The sequence below is a fragment of the Nonomuraea sp. KM88 genome (assembly GCF_052245635.1).
GTDB lineage: Bacteria > Actinomycetota > Actinomycetes > Streptosporangiales > Streptosporangiaceae > Nonomuraea.
In genome coordinates, this window is record NZ_JBQQCC010000018.1 from 29,297 (window position 1) to 43,814 (window position 14,518).

General features: G+C 70.8%; 10 protein-coding genes, 1 tRNA gene, 1 pseudogene and 1 CRISPR repeat array. Of the genes and pseudogenes, 3 read left to right on the forward strand and 9 right to left on the reverse strand.

Going from position 1 to position 14,518, the window contains the following annotated elements:
* Positions 1-51: 51 nt before the first annotated feature.
* Positions 52-1,299: a CRISPR direct-repeat array (repeat unit 29 nt; unit sequence CTCCTCCCCACGCCCGTGGGGGTGACCCG).
* A gap of 363 nt (positions 1,300-1,662) precedes the next feature.
* Positions 1,663-1,744, reverse strand: a tRNA-Tyr gene (locus ACTWPV_RS38920).
* A gap of 485 nt (positions 1,745-2,229) precedes the next feature.
* Here ACTWPV_RS38920 and ACTWPV_RS38925 point away from each other — a divergent pair.
* The gene (locus ACTWPV_RS38925; RefSeq protein WP_347648454.1) at positions 2,230-2,730 is read left to right on the forward strand and encodes a YajQ family cyclic di-GMP-binding protein; all 501 of its coding nucleotides are present in this window, start codon (positions 2,230-2,232) and stop codon (positions 2,728-2,730) included.
* 137 nt (positions 2,731-2,867) lie between these two features.
* Positions 2,868-3,341 carry an NUDIX hydrolase gene (locus tag ACTWPV_RS38930; protein WP_347648453.1) on the forward strand — a complete coding sequence of 158 codons (474 nt, stop codon included), beginning with the start codon at positions 2,868-2,870 and terminating at the stop codon, positions 3,339-3,341.
* On the opposite strand, the gene ACTWPV_RS38935 is transcribed toward ACTWPV_RS38930, so the two are convergent.
* The 8 genes and pseudogenes from ACTWPV_RS38935 to ACTWPV_RS38970 form a co-directional block, all read right to left on the reverse strand.
* Positions 3,316-4,806: a hypothetical protein gene (locus ACTWPV_RS38935; RefSeq protein ID WP_347648452.1), complete on the reverse strand. Its 1,491-nt coding sequence runs from the start codon at positions 4,804-4,806 to the stop codon at positions 3,316-3,318. The two genes, ACTWPV_RS38930 and ACTWPV_RS38935, sit on opposite strands and share 26 nt — an antisense overlap.
* 2 nt (positions 4,807-4,808) lie before the next feature.
* Positions 4,809-5,660 carry a zinc metalloprotease HtpX gene (gene htpX, locus ACTWPV_RS38940; RefSeq protein WP_443155618.1) on the reverse strand — a complete coding sequence of 284 codons (852 nt, stop codon included), beginning with the start codon at positions 5,658-5,660 and terminating at the stop codon, positions 4,809-4,811.
* Positions 5,661-5,777: 117 nt separating this feature from the next.
* Positions 5,778-7,319 carry an NADH-quinone oxidoreductase subunit N gene (locus tag ACTWPV_RS38945; protein WP_443155619.1) on the reverse strand — a complete coding sequence of 514 codons (1,542 nt, stop codon included), beginning with the start codon at positions 7,317-7,319 and terminating at the stop codon, positions 5,778-5,780.
* Positions 7,316-8,971 carry a complex I subunit 4 family protein gene (locus ACTWPV_RS38950; RefSeq protein ID WP_443155738.1) on the reverse strand — a complete coding sequence of 552 codons (1,656 nt, stop codon included), beginning with the start codon at positions 8,969-8,971 and terminating at the stop codon, positions 7,316-7,318. Before ACTWPV_RS38950 ends, ACTWPV_RS38945 begins: the two co-directional genes overlap by 4 nt.
* Entirely contained in the window at positions 8,971-10,881 is a 1,911-nt protein-coding gene (locus ACTWPV_RS38955; RefSeq protein ID WP_443155620.1) for an NADH-quinone oxidoreductase subunit 5 family protein, read from the reverse strand. The genes ACTWPV_RS38950 and ACTWPV_RS38955 overlap by 1 nt, the downstream gene beginning before the upstream one ends.
* A gap of 188 nt (positions 10,882-11,069) precedes the next feature.
* Positions 11,070-11,378, reverse strand: a pseudogene (gene nuoK, locus ACTWPV_RS38960) (NADH-quinone oxidoreductase subunit NuoK); the annotation flags it as partial.
* Positions 11,378-12,073 (reverse strand): NADH-quinone oxidoreductase subunit J family protein, encoded by a 696-nt coding sequence (locus ACTWPV_RS38965; protein ID WP_443155621.1) that lies wholly within the window; start codon positions 12,071-12,073, stop codon positions 11,378-11,380. The pseudogene nuoK and the gene ACTWPV_RS38965, both read right to left, overlap by 1 nt.
* Complete coding sequence (locus ACTWPV_RS38970; protein WP_443155622.1) at positions 12,070-13,017, reverse strand: 4Fe-4S binding protein; 948 nt, start codon at positions 13,015-13,017, stop codon at positions 12,070-12,072. The genes ACTWPV_RS38965 and ACTWPV_RS38970 overlap by 4 nt, the downstream gene beginning before the upstream one ends.
* A 314-nt stretch (positions 13,018-13,331) precedes the next feature.
* Between ACTWPV_RS38970 and ACTWPV_RS38975 the strand changes: the two genes are divergently transcribed.
* Positions 13,332-14,516 carry a serine/threonine-protein kinase gene (locus tag ACTWPV_RS38975; RefSeq protein WP_443155623.1) on the forward strand — a complete coding sequence of 395 codons (1,185 nt, stop codon included), beginning with the start codon at positions 13,332-13,334 and terminating at the stop codon, positions 14,514-14,516.
* Positions 14,517-14,518: the final 2 nt, after the last annotated feature.

Sequence of the window (14,518 nt, forward strand, 5' to 3'; positions counted from 1 at the left end):
ACACCGACATCCGCACAGGCAGGTCGCTGGCAGTTTCCCAGCTCAGTAAGTCTCCTCCCCACGCCCGTGGGGGTGACCCCTACAAGCGGAATACGCCCAGTTCGCGCCGGCCCTCCTCCCCACGCCCGTGGGGGTGACCCGGCGGTCCGAGAGAGTGGCCCGATCCGGAAGTACTCCTCCCCACGCCCGTGGGGGTGACCCGCAGCTCGTGCGGCTGATCGCGTGGCTGAGTGTCTCCTCCCCACGCCCGTGGGGGTGACCCGCGATATGACCCAGAACGCCGGCGCGAGCGGTGCTCCTCCCCACGCCCGTGGGGGTGACCCGCCCTCCTCGACGAGTTCCGCCAGCCGGTTGGCCTCCTCCCCACGCCCGTGGGGGTGACCCGATCTCGTCTGGACTCCCGCGGCCCTCACGATCCTCCTCCCCACGCCCGTGGGGGTGACCCGATCTCGTCTGGACTCCCGCGGCCCTCACGATCCTCCTCCCCACGCCCGTGGGGGTGACCCGCTTTCGGCGCCTACCTGCGAGAGAACGTGTTCCTCCTCCCCACGCCCGTGGGGGTGACCCGTCGCTCGGGCTCGTCGGCCGGCCCAACTACATCTCCTCCCCACGCCCGTGGGGGTGACCCGTCCACCGTGATCCGCACAGGCTTCGACCGTAGCTCCTCCCCACACCCGTGGGGGTGACCCGTCGCGGAGGCCTGAGCGGACGCGGAGTTGCCTCCTCCCCACGCCCGTGGGGGTGACCCGATCGGGTGGATGCCCTCGGTGGTGCCAGGCAGCTCCTCCCCACGCCCGTGGGGGTGACCCGGTCGGAGCGGTGCTGATCGCGCAGCGTGACGCCTCCTCCCCACGCCCGTGGGGGTGACCCGCCGGGCACGTCGATGGACCCCACGCTGAACAGCTCCTCCCCACGCCCGTGGGGGTGATCCGGAGCTGAACACCGCCCTCCAGACCAAGGCCGCCTCCTCCCCACGCCCGTGAGGGTGACCCGTCGCTGAACGTCTGCCTCTTCCCGCTGTCGCGCTCCTCCCCACGCCCGTGGGGGTGACCCGCGCGCCAGCCGCTCCGGTTGGGCGCGCTGCACCTCCTCCCCACGCCCGTGGGGGTGACCCGGCTGGGCAACCCGGCGGCGCACGGTCCTGCTGCTCCTCCCCACGCCCGTGGGGGTGACGAAACACGGCCCTGGACCGTGAGAGTGCGGAGCTGCTCCTCCCCACGCCCGTGGGGGTGACCCGCCGCACCCCTTCACGGGGCAGCTCCGAACCACCTCCTCCCCACGCCCGTGGGGGTGACCCGTCGCATCTGCGGCAGCGGGCCGCCGCCGAGCCCTCCTCCCCACGCCGTGGGGGTGACCCGCCAGAGCTCTGCCCGAGCCCCTTGCCCCACGACTCCTCCCCACGCCGGTGGGGGTGACCCGGGCATGTGGCACCGGGCGCGGCACCGCCAGGCCTCCTCCCCACGCCCGTGGGGGTGATCCGATGGGGAAGTTCGCTCGACGCTTGCCGCTGAGGACCGAATCCAGCCAGCGAGACGTTGATCGTTTGGGAACGCATTGGGAACGATCAGCCGTAGTCGGCCGGTGTCGGCCGTGGACAGCCGGACACAACGAAAGAGGCCCGTCACCGCGTTTTCGCTGGTGACGGGCCTCTTCCCGCTGGTGTGGCAGGTGCAAGGTTCGAACTTGCGTAGGCTGAGCCGACGGTTTTACAGACCGCTCCCTTTGGCCACTCGGGCAACCTGCCGTGTCTTCCGCTCTCGCGGCGACAGACAGAAGGATAGCGGACTTCCGAGGTGTACGTGACACCGGTTTGTCCCGGGCCGGATCGCGGTCGCGTGCCACACCGGCGCTGGCCGGTCCTTCGGCGCACGCAACATCCTCCGTGCGCGGCCGTGTCGTGTGGAACGCCCCGGGAGGGCCGGGAAGGTGTCACGGGCGTGAGGGCGCGTGACACGACGTGGAGCGCCGTTCAGACCTCCATCGGTGACGCGACGCGGTGGGAACGCCGTACGGACCTCTATGGGTGACGAGTTCCAGGGGTGGCGGCGCGTGGATCTCCGCGGAAACGGGCCGGATGGGGCGTCGGTGGGAGCGGGTGAACGGTGTGGTGGGGGGCGCGACGGGTTGGGGGCCTGCATGGTGGGCCGATGCTGGCTAGGCTCGTGCGCTGGGTCCGCGCCGCGTACGCCGTGCCGGCGGGATCCGGAGAGTGCTTTCGCAGCTGAGAGGATGGGTGTTTTGGCTGATTCGTCGTTCGACATCGTCAGCAAGATCGACCGACAGGAGGTCGACAACGCTCTGAACCAGACGGTCAAGGAGCTCGGGCACCGTTTCGACTTCAAGGGCACCGGGGCGGCCATCAGCTGGTCCGGGCAGGAGAACATCGAGGTCAAGGCGAACAGCGAGGAGCGGGCCAACGCCGCACTCGACGTGTTCAAGGACAAGGTGGTCAAGCGGGGCCTGTCGCTGAAGATTCTCGATGCGGGCGAGCCCAAGCTGTCGGGCAAGGAATACCGCCTGCTGGTCAGCCTGAAGGAGGGCATCGACCAGGAGAACGCCAAGAAGATTTCCAAGATGATCCGCGATGAAGGGCCGAAGGGGGTCAAGGCGCAGATTCAGGGCGAGGAGCTTCGGGTCAGTTCGAAGAAGAAGGATGACCTCCAGGACGTCATCGCGCTGCTCAAGGGCAAGGACCTCGACATCGCCCTGCAGTTCGTGAACTACCGCTAGTTCGCGGGCGTGGAACCGCGACGGCTCCGGAGGTGGCTGAGGGGCATACGGGGCACATGGCCGGGCGCGGCGTTCTCGTACGAGGGCGGCGTGACCCCGCCTGTGCCTCGGGTCCGGCCCGCCTATGCTCAGTTGTCGTGACGAAGATCCCCCTGCGCCGCTTCACGGCACGTGCCCTGCCCCTTGATGATCAGGATCGCGTTCTGCTGCTTCACGGTTTTGATCCTGCTCGCCCTGATCAGCCGTTCTGGTTCACGATCGGCGGGGCCGCCGAGGGCGGCGAGACGTTGCAGGAGGCGGCGGCGCGGGAGTTGTTCGAGGAGGTCGGGATCCGGGCGGATGTGAGCCAGTTCACCGGTCCGTACGGATCCAGCGTGATCGAGTTCGAGTGGTCCGACTACGCCATCACGCAGGATCAGACGTTCTTCGCGGTCAGGGTCGGATCCGAAGCGGCGGTGTCGTTCGAGCACATGGAGCAGATCGAGAAGGACACGACGACCGCCTACCGGTGGTGGAGCGTGGCGGAGCTCGAGAGCACGCGCGAGGTCTTCTTCCCCGTGAATCTCGCGGAGATCCTGCGGAAGATCACTGCGGGCGGAGGACTCGCGTAGCGCCCGCGATCAGCGCCGTCGCCAGGATCCACCCGCAGACGATCAGCCCGTACGCGAGCCACTGCGTCCAGCCCGCCGGGTCGAACATCTCCCGTTGCCCGAACGCCGGGATCGGGAGCAAGAGGTCGAAGCTGTAGGCGAACGAGTTGAAATCGGGGCTCTCATCGGGTTTGAGGGCCCTGGGTGGGTTGAGTGCGAAGACGACCGTTCCGACGGCCAGCAGGAGCGTGAACCACATGCCGGCCAGCCATGGCCGGTAGCCGTACCCGACGGCGGCGTCGAGCAGCCGCCCCCACATCCGGCCGCCCAGCCCCTGTGTCTGCCGCCTGGCGCGCAGCTTGGCGAGCTGGGCGCGGCGGGCGAGCGCGTCGTTGCCGTCGCTGAGGTACCAGGCGGCCAGTTGCTCGTACGGCTGCGGCCGGAACCCCTCCGGGTCGCGCGTCACCCACTCGATGCGCCGGGCCACGCCGGAACCGCGCAGACGGTCGTACGTGAGGCCGTTGAGGCGGAGCTTGTCCGGCCAGGTGTCGGGGCTGTCGTGCAGGGTGCCGACCGTGGTGTGGGCGAGGGTGACAACGCCGTCGATGGGCTCCGACGGCGTGAGTGACAGCTCGCGAACCTCCATGTGGCTCGCGTGGAGTGCGTAGCGGGTGTCGGGGCTGCTGAGGACGCCGGCGAACGCGAGCGTGCCGTTGACGCGGGCGCCGCGCAACCGTACGCAGCCGGATGCCTGGAATCCACCGGTGCAGCGCATGCTGTCTTCGACGACCATGTTGTCGGCGGTCAGGGCGTCCTTGCCGGGATTACGGAGAGTGGCGCCGTCGAGGAAGAACCCCCCGTTCAGGCGGGAACCGACCAGGCTGACGCCTCCGGTGAGGTCGGCGTTGCGCATGTACATGCCGGAGTCGACGACGATGGAGTTCGCGTAGAGCGCCCACTTCCCGTCGTCGGACACCACCTTGGTGCCGCCCAGCCACAGGCCGCTCTCGAACTGGGCCCGGCTCACGCGGACGGTGCCGGTGCTGTGGGAGCCCGAGAGGCTGAGGTGGCCTGCGACCCGCATGCCGCCGCCGCTGAGGCCCGGGAAGTGGCAGTCGGTCAGGCGGATGGTGCGGGTGGCGGAGCCGGTGAGCTGGATGGGTTCGTCCAGGTGGCAGCCGCTCAGGACGAGTTCGTACGGGATCGTGCCGCCGACGATCGACAGCCGGCCGGTGATCCTGGCGCCGCGCAGGCGCAGGGCCGGCGCGGCGCCCCCGCCGTCGTCACGGGCGCCGAGCAGCAGCCGGGTGATCACCTCGGCCCTGATCGTACGGTCGGGGCCCCAGGTGTGGCCGTCGGTGGGTGCGTTCGACCCAGCCGGGCGGCCGGCGCTGATCTCCAAGGGGCTCAGCTCGACGAGCCGGCCCGTGGGGAAGGCGTCCCAGAGCTTGCGCTCCGCTTTGGTTAATCGTGGAAATCGGCCCATCGTCAACGACGATATCCGGCCATGCGCTCAAGTCGGGCAACTCGCTCGGAGGTGGGCGGGTGGGTGGAGAACAGGCGGCCGAAGCCGGAGCCGCTGAACGGGTTGGCGATCATCATGTGGGAGGCAGAGGTGAGGCGGCTGTTCTCCGGAAGCGGGAGGCGGCGGGCGCCCAGCTCGATCTTGCGGAGCGCCGAGGCCAGCGCGAGCGGGTCGCCCGTGAGCCGGGCGCCCGACTCGTCGGCCTGGAACTCCCTCGCGCGCGAGATCGCCATCTGCACCATTCCGGCCGCGACCGGCCCGAGCACCATCATCAGCAGCGCGCCGAGGAAACCCGGCCCCTCGTCGTCATCCGACCCGCCGAAGAACACGGCCACATAGCTGAGCCAGGTGATCATCGTGGCCAGCGCACCGGCCACCGAGGAGACGAGGATGTCGCGGTTGTACACGTGTGACAGCTCGTGCCCGATCACACCGCGCAGCTCCGCCTCGTCGAGCAGCTGGGTCAGCCCGTACGTCACGCACACCGCGGCCTTGCGCGGGCTGCGTCCCGTCGCGAACGCGTTGGGCTGCACGGTCGGCGAGATGTACAGGCGCGGCATCGGCTGCCTGGCCTGCGTCGACAGCTCGCGCACGATCCGGTAAAGGGTGGGGTGCTCGACCTCGCCGACGGGCCGGGCACGCATGGCCGACAGGGCGATGCGGTCGGAGAAGAAGTAGGCGACGCCGTTGGTCGCCAGGGCGAGCACCAGCGCCATCTGCACACCGGTGCCGCCGCCCAACCACGCGCCCACCGCCACAATGAACGCCGACAATCCGCCGAGCAGAACGGCGGTGCGCAGACCGTTGTGGTGCAAGGCTCCCCCTTTCGTGCCTGGGTTCACCTCAGTCCAACGATGATGACCCGGTTCTTCGTTCCCCGGCGTGCTCAGCTGAAGGCAGAGCGCGACCTTTCACCCGCATGTCATCGCGCGTCAACCGAACGCGGACAGAGCTGTCACGTCGAGAACCAGCTGCGGCGCGACCGAGAACAACACGGCGACCGCCACGGCGATCCCGATGGCCGGCAGGGTCGCCGGGAACGTGCGCCGCGACGCGGGCTCCGGCGTGGGCTCCGGCTGGGGGGCCGAGGCGAACAGGCGCGCCGTCCAGACGGCGTAGTAGTAGAGGCCGATCACGGTGTTGACCGCCATGACCAGCGCCAGCCAGCCGGAGCCGCCCTCGACGAGCTCGCGGAAGACGAACACCTTCGCGAAGAGCCCGGCCAGCCCCGGAGGCAGCCCCGCCAGGCAGATCAGGCAGAACGCCAGCGCCAGCCCGGCGGCGGGACGGCGGAACACCAGCCCGCGGTAGTCGTCGAGCTCGTTGCGGGTCGTGGTCTTCGAGACGAGCATGACGACCGCGAACGCGCCCAGATTCATCGCGGCGTAGATCACGAGGTAGGCCATGGACGCGCCGATCGCGGTGCCGCCGTCGGCGGTGACCGTCACGGCGAGCGGGGCCAGGATGTAGCCGGACTGCGCCACCGACGACCAGGCCAGCAGGCGTACGGCCGAGCGCTGGCGCAGGGCCAGCAGGTTGCCCGCGGTCATGGTCAGCGCGGCGAGAACCGCGATGATCGGGACCCACGTGGCGGCCTGCCCGGCCAGCGCGGCCGCCAGTACGAGGATCAGGCCCGCGAACCCGGCCGCCTTGGAGATGACCGAGAGCAGCGCGGCCACGGGCACGGGCGCGCCCTGGTAGACGTCCGCCGCCCAGGAGTGGAACGGCACTGCGGCGATCTTGAACGCGAATCCCGCCACGACGAGGACGACGCCGACCGTGCCGACCGCGGGCAGGTCGCCCTGAACGAGCGCCACGCCGGGGGCCTGGGCCTGGCCGCTGAAGACGGCCCCCAGGCGGGACAGGAAGACCGTGCCCGCGATGCCGTACAGCAGGGAGACCCCGAACAGCATGACGGCGGTCGACACCACCGACACGACGAACAACTTCACCGCGGCCTCGGAGGAGCGGCCGTCGTAGCGTTTGAGCGCGGTGAGGGCGAAGACGGGGAGCGACACCAGCTCGAGCGCCACCACGAGCATGATCAGGTCGCGGGAGGCCGGCAGGGTGACCGCGCCGACGAACGTGCACAGGAGCAGGAAATACCACTCGCCCACCGGGATGCCGCCGCCGGCCAGCTCGCTCATCGACAGCAGCACGACCACCACGGCCGCGACCAGCACCATGCCCGCGAACACCAGCGTGAACCGGTCGGCCACGAACGAACACTGCGCCGTCGCCGGGTCCGCGAGGCTCGGCGGGACGCAGAACGTCGACCGCGGCGTGCCGCCCCCGGCCGCCTGGACGAGCACGAAAGCCAGGGAGACCAGCACGCCCGCCAGCGTGACGAGCCCCAGCACGCCCCTCGTGCGCGGGCGGGCCGGGAGGAACGCGTCGAGCAGCAGCACCAGTCCGGCCGCCAGCGCGAGCACCAGCGGGGGTGCGATGACGAGATAGTCGATCTGCTGGATCACGAGGCGCCTCCCAGCAGGAGCTGCACGGCCGGGGTGGTGAGCGACAGCAGCAGGCCCGGCCAGAGCCCGAAGAGCAGGATCAGCACCACGAGCGGCGTCCAGGCCAGCAGCTCGTGGGTGCGGACGTCGTCCAGTCGGTCCCCGATCTCGGCCGGCCCGCCGCCGGCGTCGAGCGGCGCCACCGGGCGCTCGTCGGGGGCGTCATGGGCGTCGCCATCCGGTGCGTCCGGATGGCCCGCACCCACTGACGGACCGCCCGCGCCCTGGAGGACCCGCTCCGCCGGACGGGCGGGACGGCCGTGGGTGACGCGGGACAGCATGACCAGGAAGTACGCCGCCGTCAGCACCGCTCCCAGGCCGCCGATCACCATGTAGGTGAGGAACAGCGGGCGCGGCAGGGCGTTCGCCGGCTGGAAGGCGCCGAACAGCGCCAGCATCTCCCCCCAGAACCCGGCCAGGCCCGGCAGCCCGAGCGAGGCGATCGACGCGAACGTGAGCACCGCACCCAGCCGGGGCACCGTGGCCAGCAGGCCGCCGCCCAGCGACGGCATGTCGGCGGTGTGGTAGCGGTCCTTGACCGCCCCGGCCAGGAAGAACAGCAGGCCGGTGATCAGGCCGTGGGCGACGTTGGCGAAGAGGGCGCCGTTGATGCCCACGGGGGTCAGCGTGGCGAAGCCCAGCAGGACGAAGCCCATGTGGCCGACCGAGGAGTAGGCGATCATGCGTTTGAGGTCGCGCTGCGCCAGGCAGGCGAGGGCGCCGTAGACGATGCCGACGACGGCGAGCGCTCCGAGCCACGGCGCCACGGCCGCGGCCCCCTCGGGAAGGACGGGGATGGCGATCCTGGCGAAGCCGTACGTGCCCATCTTGAGCAGCACCCCGGCGAGCAGCACGGAGCCCACGGTGGGAGCCTCGGTGTGGGCGTCGGGCAGCCAGGTGTGCAGCGGCCACATGGGCGTCTTGACCGCCAGGCCCACCGCGATCGCCACGAACGCCAGGATCTGTACGGACCTCGCCATGCCGGCGCCGTGGGCCGCGGCCAGCGCCTCGATGTCGAGCGTGCCGGTCTGCGCCCACACGAGCAGCAGGCCGAGCAGCATCACGACCGAGCCGAGCAGGGTGTACAGGATGAACTTGACCGACGCCGCCCTGCGCCCCTCGCCGCCCCAGATGCCGATCAGGAAGTACATCGGGATGAGCACGACTTCGAAGAACACGAAGAAGAGCAGCAGGTCGAGGGCGAGGAACGTGCCGATCATGCCGATCTCGAGCACGAGCAGCGTGAACAGGAGCGCTCTCGGCCGCGCCGTCATGAGCTGCTCGCCGGCCCGCGCGCGGCCCCAGCAGAGGTAGACGAAGCACAGGAACGTCAGCAGGGCCGTCAGCGCGACCAGCGGCAGCGAGATCCCGTCGACGCCGAGGTGGAAGCGGAGCCCCAGCCCGGGGACCCACGGCTGGTCGATCTCGAACTGCGGGCGCGCCGCCTGACCGTAGTCGAACGCCGCCACCAGCAGCACGGCCAGCGCCAGCGTGACGCCGGACAGGACCAGCCCGTACGCGCGCAGATGGGGACGGAGCGCCCGCGGCGCGAGGAGCAGCAGGAGCGCGCCGAGCAGCGGCACGGCCAGCAGCGCGACGGGAAGCCAGCCCATCATGTGAACACCACCGCCCCGACCACGATCAGCAGGACACCGGCCAGCAGCCCGCTCACGTAGAGCTGCACGTTGCCGTTCTGGGCGAACCTCAGCACTCCTGACAGGCCACGCGCCGACCTGCCCGACCCGCGCACCGCGCCGTCAACGACCCGGTCGTCGGTGCTGACCACGAGCCTGGCCAGCACCATGACCGGGCGTACGAAGAGCGCGGCGTAGAGGCCGTCGACGTGGAACGCCCGCTCGCACGGCACCCGGAACGGCCCCAGCAGGCGGGCCGGGTCGGCGGCGGGGTCGATGCGCCAGAAAGCGTAGACCACCCCCGCCCCGAGCAGGGCGAGCACGACGCTGGTCGCCGCCACGCCGAGCGCGAGGTGCGGCTCGACGGCGAAGCCCAGCAGCAGGGCGGGAACGGCGAGCAGGGCGACGGGCACGAGCATCGAGCGCGGGGCCTCACGGCCGTCGACGACGTGGGCGGTGCCCGGCTCGGGCTCGGGAAGCGCCGCGGGTGTCGCCTCGCCGAAGAACGTGCGGAGCCAGGCCCTGGTGGCGTACGCGCCGGTGACGGCCACGGTCGCGAGCGCGCAGGCGTACAGGAGCAGGGCGGCCGCGTCGGTGAGCACCCCGGTCGCGAGCGCGCCGTCCATCGCCACGAGGAGGCTGTCCTTGCTGAAGAAGCCGCTGGCCGGCGGGAGGCCCATCAGCGCGGCGAACCCGATCGTGGTCGCCACGAACGTGACCGGCATCTCCCGGCGCAGGCCGCCCATCCGCGCCATCAGGTTGGAGCCGACGTGGTGGATGACCACGCCCGCGCAGAGGAACAGCAGCGCCTTGAACGCCCCGTGCGTCACGAGGTGGAAGACGGCCGACGTGTCGGAGCCCGCGGCGAGCCCGCCGGCCATGTAGGCGAGCTGGCTGACCGTGGAGTAGGCGAGCACGCGTTTCAGGTCGTCCTGCGCCAGCGCGGCCAGCGCGGCGCCCAGCATGCCCAGCGCGGCGATGACGGCCAGCACGTCGAGCGTGGGCCGGGCGGCCAGGAACGCGGGGAAGAGCCGGGCCACGATGAAGATCCCGGCGGCGACCATGGTCGCGGCGTGGATGAGGGCGCTGATCGGCGTCGGACCGGCCATCGCGTCGGGCAGCCAGGTGTGCAAAGGCACCTGGGCGCTCTTGCCCGCCACCCCGGCCAGCAGCAACATCGTGGCCGTCACCAGGGTGGCCGGCGACATCTCCGGCACCTTCGCCAGCACGTCGGCGACGCGGAAGCTGCCCGCGGCCAGGCCCAGAACGAAGATGCCGAAGAGGAAGCCGACGTCGCCCAGGCGGGTGACGAGGAACGCCTTGACCGCCGCGCGCGAGTTGCCGCGGTCTTCCCACCAGTGGCCGATGAGCAGGTAGGAGCAGAGGCCCATGATCTCCCAGCCCACGTAGAGGACCAGGAGGTCGCCCGCGTAGACGACCAGCAACATCGCGCTGGTGAACAGGCTGATGAACGCGCTGTAGGAGGGGTAGCGCGGGTCGTCTTTGAGGTAGCCGACCGAGTAGATCTGTACGGCCAGGGCGACGAGGGTCACCAGGACGCCGAGGATGCCCGACAGGTTGTCGGCCTGCAGGGTGAGCGAGATCGGCACGCCGCCGGTGACGATCGTGCCGTAGGTCTGGCCGGTGGGCGGCGAGGTGGTGGCGCCTTCCCCGTTGAGGAAGGCGAACCCGGGGCCCCAGGCCAGCCCGATGGCCAGGACGGCGGAGGCGGCCGTGGGCAGGACGGCGATCCAGGTCGCCCTGGTGTTCGCCCGCGCGCCCGCCGCTCCTGCCCCGGGGTCTTCGCTGTGGGGCAGGCGGGAGAGCAGCAGGCCCGCGAAGGCGGCGAGGAACGGCAGCAGGACCGCCAGCAGGGGAAAAGTCGTCATCGCGGGCCCCCTCGCCTGACAGGCCTGTCGCCCCCGCGACCGGCGGCCGGCTGCTCCTGGCCGGGGTCGTCGGCGCGTGGTTCCGAAGGCGCCGGCGGGCCGGGCGGGTCGGTGAGTGTGCGCGGGGCTGTCCGCAGCCCGTCGCCGGCGGGCATGCTCGGCACGGTCTGCGGGCGCCCGGGGTCGTCGGCGGGCTCGGCGAGGTCGCGCAGATGGTCGATGTCGACGGTGCGGCGGTTGCGGTAGAGCGCCAGGATGATGGCCAGGCCCAGGCCCACCTCCGCGGCGGCGATGACGATGACGAAGAGGGTGAGCACCTGACCGCTGTGCAGGCGGTCACCCAGCCACACGTCGAACGCGACCAGGTTGAGGTTGACGGCGTTGAGCATCAGCTCGACCGACATCAGCACCAGGATCGTGTTGCGCCGGGCGAGCACGCCGTAGACGCCCACGGAGAACAGGAGCGCGGAGACGACCGCCGGGTAGACGATGTGCACTAGTGACCCCCGGTCTGCTCGGGTGGTGTGCTGCCCATGGTCTGGTCGGACGGCGAAGTGTTCCCGGACCGGGCCGGCGGCTGGGCGGTCTCGGGGCTGCTCGGGGAGCGGGAGTTTCCCGGCCGGGCGGAGGGCGGAGCGCTCGCGGGCTCGGCGGGTGAGCCGCCGGGGATGTCGGTGCGTGACAGCACGATCGCGCCGATCAACGCGGCGAGCAGCAGCACGGACAGCGCCTCGAAAGGCAGCACCCAGGTGGCGAACACGCTGGCGCCCAGCTCTTTGGCGGCACCCTTGCCCGGGCGCAGCGGAGCGTAGGCGGTGCGGAAGCCGTCGATCACCACGGTGACCAGGACCGCCGCCGTCGCCACCGCCACCACGGCGGCGACCACCCGGTTGCCGCTGTCGAGATCCGCGGAGGGGCCGATGGGCGCGCGGGTGAGCATGATGCCGAACAACATCAGCACGACCACCGCGCCGACATAGATGAGGACCTGGACCCATGCCACGAACTCCGCCGTCAGGACGAGATAGCCGCCGGCCAGCGCGCCGAAGCAGACCACCAGCCAGAGGGCGGCGTGAACGAGTTGCCTCGTCGTGACGACGAGCAGCGCCGATCCGACCGCTACCGCGCCCAGCAGCAAGAAGACGATCTCTTGCCCGGTGGGTGACAGGTAGGAGGGCACCGCCTCGGTCACGACTCCTCCTCGGACTCCCTTGTGTCGTCAGGACCGAGCCGCCCTGGCGGACGGATGGACCGTGGATCGGCCATCCTCCGCTTGCGGGGGCTCGCGGGTGAAGTCTGCTCCGGCGGGCCGGGCTCGGGTTGCGGGTGGCTCGAAGCTGTGGACAACGTGTCCAGGGACGGCCGGTCTGTGGACGAAGCCGGTCCCTGAGGGCGGGCTTCCTGCCCCTCGGAGCGTCCGGTGTCCTCCGCAGATTCGGGCTCGGAGCTCTCGGGGCCGGTCGGGGGAGCCGCCGGTCCGCCGGTGTCCGCCGGGTCAGGGCCTTCGGCTGGAGCGTCGCCCTGAGCTCCGGGCGGAAGGGCGCCAGGGGGGCGGATGGCCCGTACGTCGGCCATGGATCGGCGGGGACGCTCCCGACCGCCTGCGGGCGGCCGTGATGGCGCCGCGGGGCCTGTCGTAGGCGCGTCCGCGGTCGGCTCCGGCGTGCCGGACGTGGACCTCTCCCCGGCGGGCTCGGACGTGCCGCGCGCGGGGTCCGCCGCGCCGTCGGGATCCGGTGCGGTCGCGGGCTTCGGCGCGGTGGGCTGCCTGGCGGACGGCGTGGCGCGGGAGGCGGCCGGGCGGCGCGGGGCGGCCGTGAGTTCCTTCGGCGGCTCGGCGCCGGGGTCGTGAGCAGGCGGCGGCGGTACGGTCTGGGTCCAGGCGGCCAGCTTGTCCTTCTCGTGGAGGAGGTTGCGGATGTCGCCCTCGGCGTACTCGAACTCCGGCGACCAGAAGAGGGCGTCGAACGGGCACACCTCGATGCAGATGCCGCAGTACATGCACAGGGAGAAGTCGATGGCGAAGCGGTCGAGGACGTTGCGCTGGCGGGCGCGGCCGCCCTCGGGGGCCGGGATGGTCTCCTTGTGCGAGTCGATGTAGATGCACCAGTCTGGGCATTCCCGGGCACAGAGCATGCAAGAGGTGCAGTTTTCCTCAACCAGGGCGATAACGCCCCGGCTCCGCGGCGGTAGAGCAGGCTTGACCTCGGGATACTGCTGCGTGACCGATTTACGCAGCATGTGGCGAAGGGTGATGGACAGCCCTTTTGCCAGTCCGACTCCCGGTATCCGCCCCATGTTCAACATCATGACGCACTTGGCCTCGCAGGTGAATGAGCCAGAGCATTGTCCCCAGTTTTTCCACAGCTATCCACAGGCTGAGAGGCGGTTATCCACAACCTGTGCACTCGCCCGATATGAACCGGTACTTGAACGATAGTCTCTCCGCCATGCACCACAGCCATACAGTCCGTCCCAGTGGCGGGAGGTGGGCGGCCGCCGTCTTGTGGGCCTGCCTGCCCCTGTTCACCTGCGGCCTGGCGACCCCGTTCAGCATCGGGTTCGCGGCTTACTGGTTGCGGAACGTCTGGCACTTCGTCGCCGCGTGCGTCTACCTCGTCGGCATCGGCTCGTTCACGATCTCGGCCCTCGCCTACGCCAGCTTCGAGGACGTCCCGGAGTTCCTGGCCGTTCTGGTCACGCTGGGGCTGCTGCTCAGCTGGGGCGGAGGGGCCATCCATGCGGGCATCCTCGTGCCCCAGATGGTGCGCGCCCGCCTCAGAGCGACGCCCCTTCCTCCGCACCGGCCGATGGACGTGCACAAGCGCACCACCTCCCCCAGCCCGCCGCATCGGCGGCGTCCCGGGCAACCGGAGTGGGTCGGCCACTACCAGGTGCTCCGGGAGCTCGGGCGGGGCGGGCAGGGCGCGGTCTACCTGGCGACCGCGCCCAACGGGGCGCGGGTGGCGGTGAAGGTGCTGCATGACCTGGTCGACGAGATGGCGCGGAAGAGGTTCGCGCGAGAGGTGGACGCGGCCCGGCGGGTGGCGACGTTCTCCACAGCCCGCCTGCTCGATGTGAACATCTCCGGCCAGCACCCCTACATCGTCAGCGAATACGTCGAGGGCCCGTCGCTCGAGCAGCTGGTCAAGAAGCATGGCCCGCGCGACGAGGACGGGCTGACCCGGCTGGCGCTGGCCACGGCCGGGGCGCTGGCGGCCATCCACAAGGCGGGCATCGTCCATCGCGACTTCAAGCCGAGCAACGTGCTGATCGGGCACGACGGCCCCCGGGTGATCGACTTCGGCATCGCCAAGGCGCTCGACCAGGTGACCATGACGACGGGGAAGATGGTCGGCACTCCCCCTTACATGTCTCCCGAGCAGCTCTCAGGAGAGACCGTGGGCCCGCCCTCCGACGTGTTCAGCTGGGCATCGACGATCATCTTCGCGGCCACGGGCCGGCCCGCGTTCGGGGAGGACACGGTGCCTGCCGTGTTCAACCGGGTGCTTACGATCCACCCTGATCTGTCGCCGCTGCCGCCCGCTTTACGAGGCATCGTGGGCGCCTGCCTCAACAAGCGCCCGGACGAACGCCCCTCGGCCTCCGACGTGATGCTCGCCATCGTTCACTGACG

Excerpts from the sequence above, each read along its gene's own strand:
- ACTWPV_RS38925 (WP_347648454.1), top strand. The coding sequence starts at position 2,230 with ATGGGTGTTTTGGCTGATTCGTCGTTCGACATCGTCAGCAAGATCGAC.
- ACTWPV_RS38935 (WP_347648452.1), bottom strand. The coding sequence starts at position 4,806 with ATGGGCCGATTTCCACGATTAACCAAAGCGGAGCGCAAGCTCTGGGAC.
- ACTWPV_RS38950 (WP_443155738.1), bottom strand. The coding sequence starts at position 8,971 with ATGGGCTGGCTTCCCGTCGCGCTGCTGGCCGTGCCGCTGCTCGGCGCG.
- ACTWPV_RS38955 (WP_443155620.1), bottom strand. The coding sequence starts at position 10,881 with ATGACGACTTTTCCCCTGCTGGCGGTCCTGCTGCCGTTCCTCGCCGCC.
- ACTWPV_RS38970 (WP_443155622.1), bottom strand. The coding sequence starts at position 13,017 with ATGCTCTGTGCCCGGGAATGCCCAGACTGGTGCATCTACATCGACTCG.
- ACTWPV_RS38975 (WP_443155623.1), top strand. The coding sequence starts at position 13,332 with ATGCACCACAGCCATACAGTCCGTCCCAGTGGCGGGAGGTGGGCGGCC.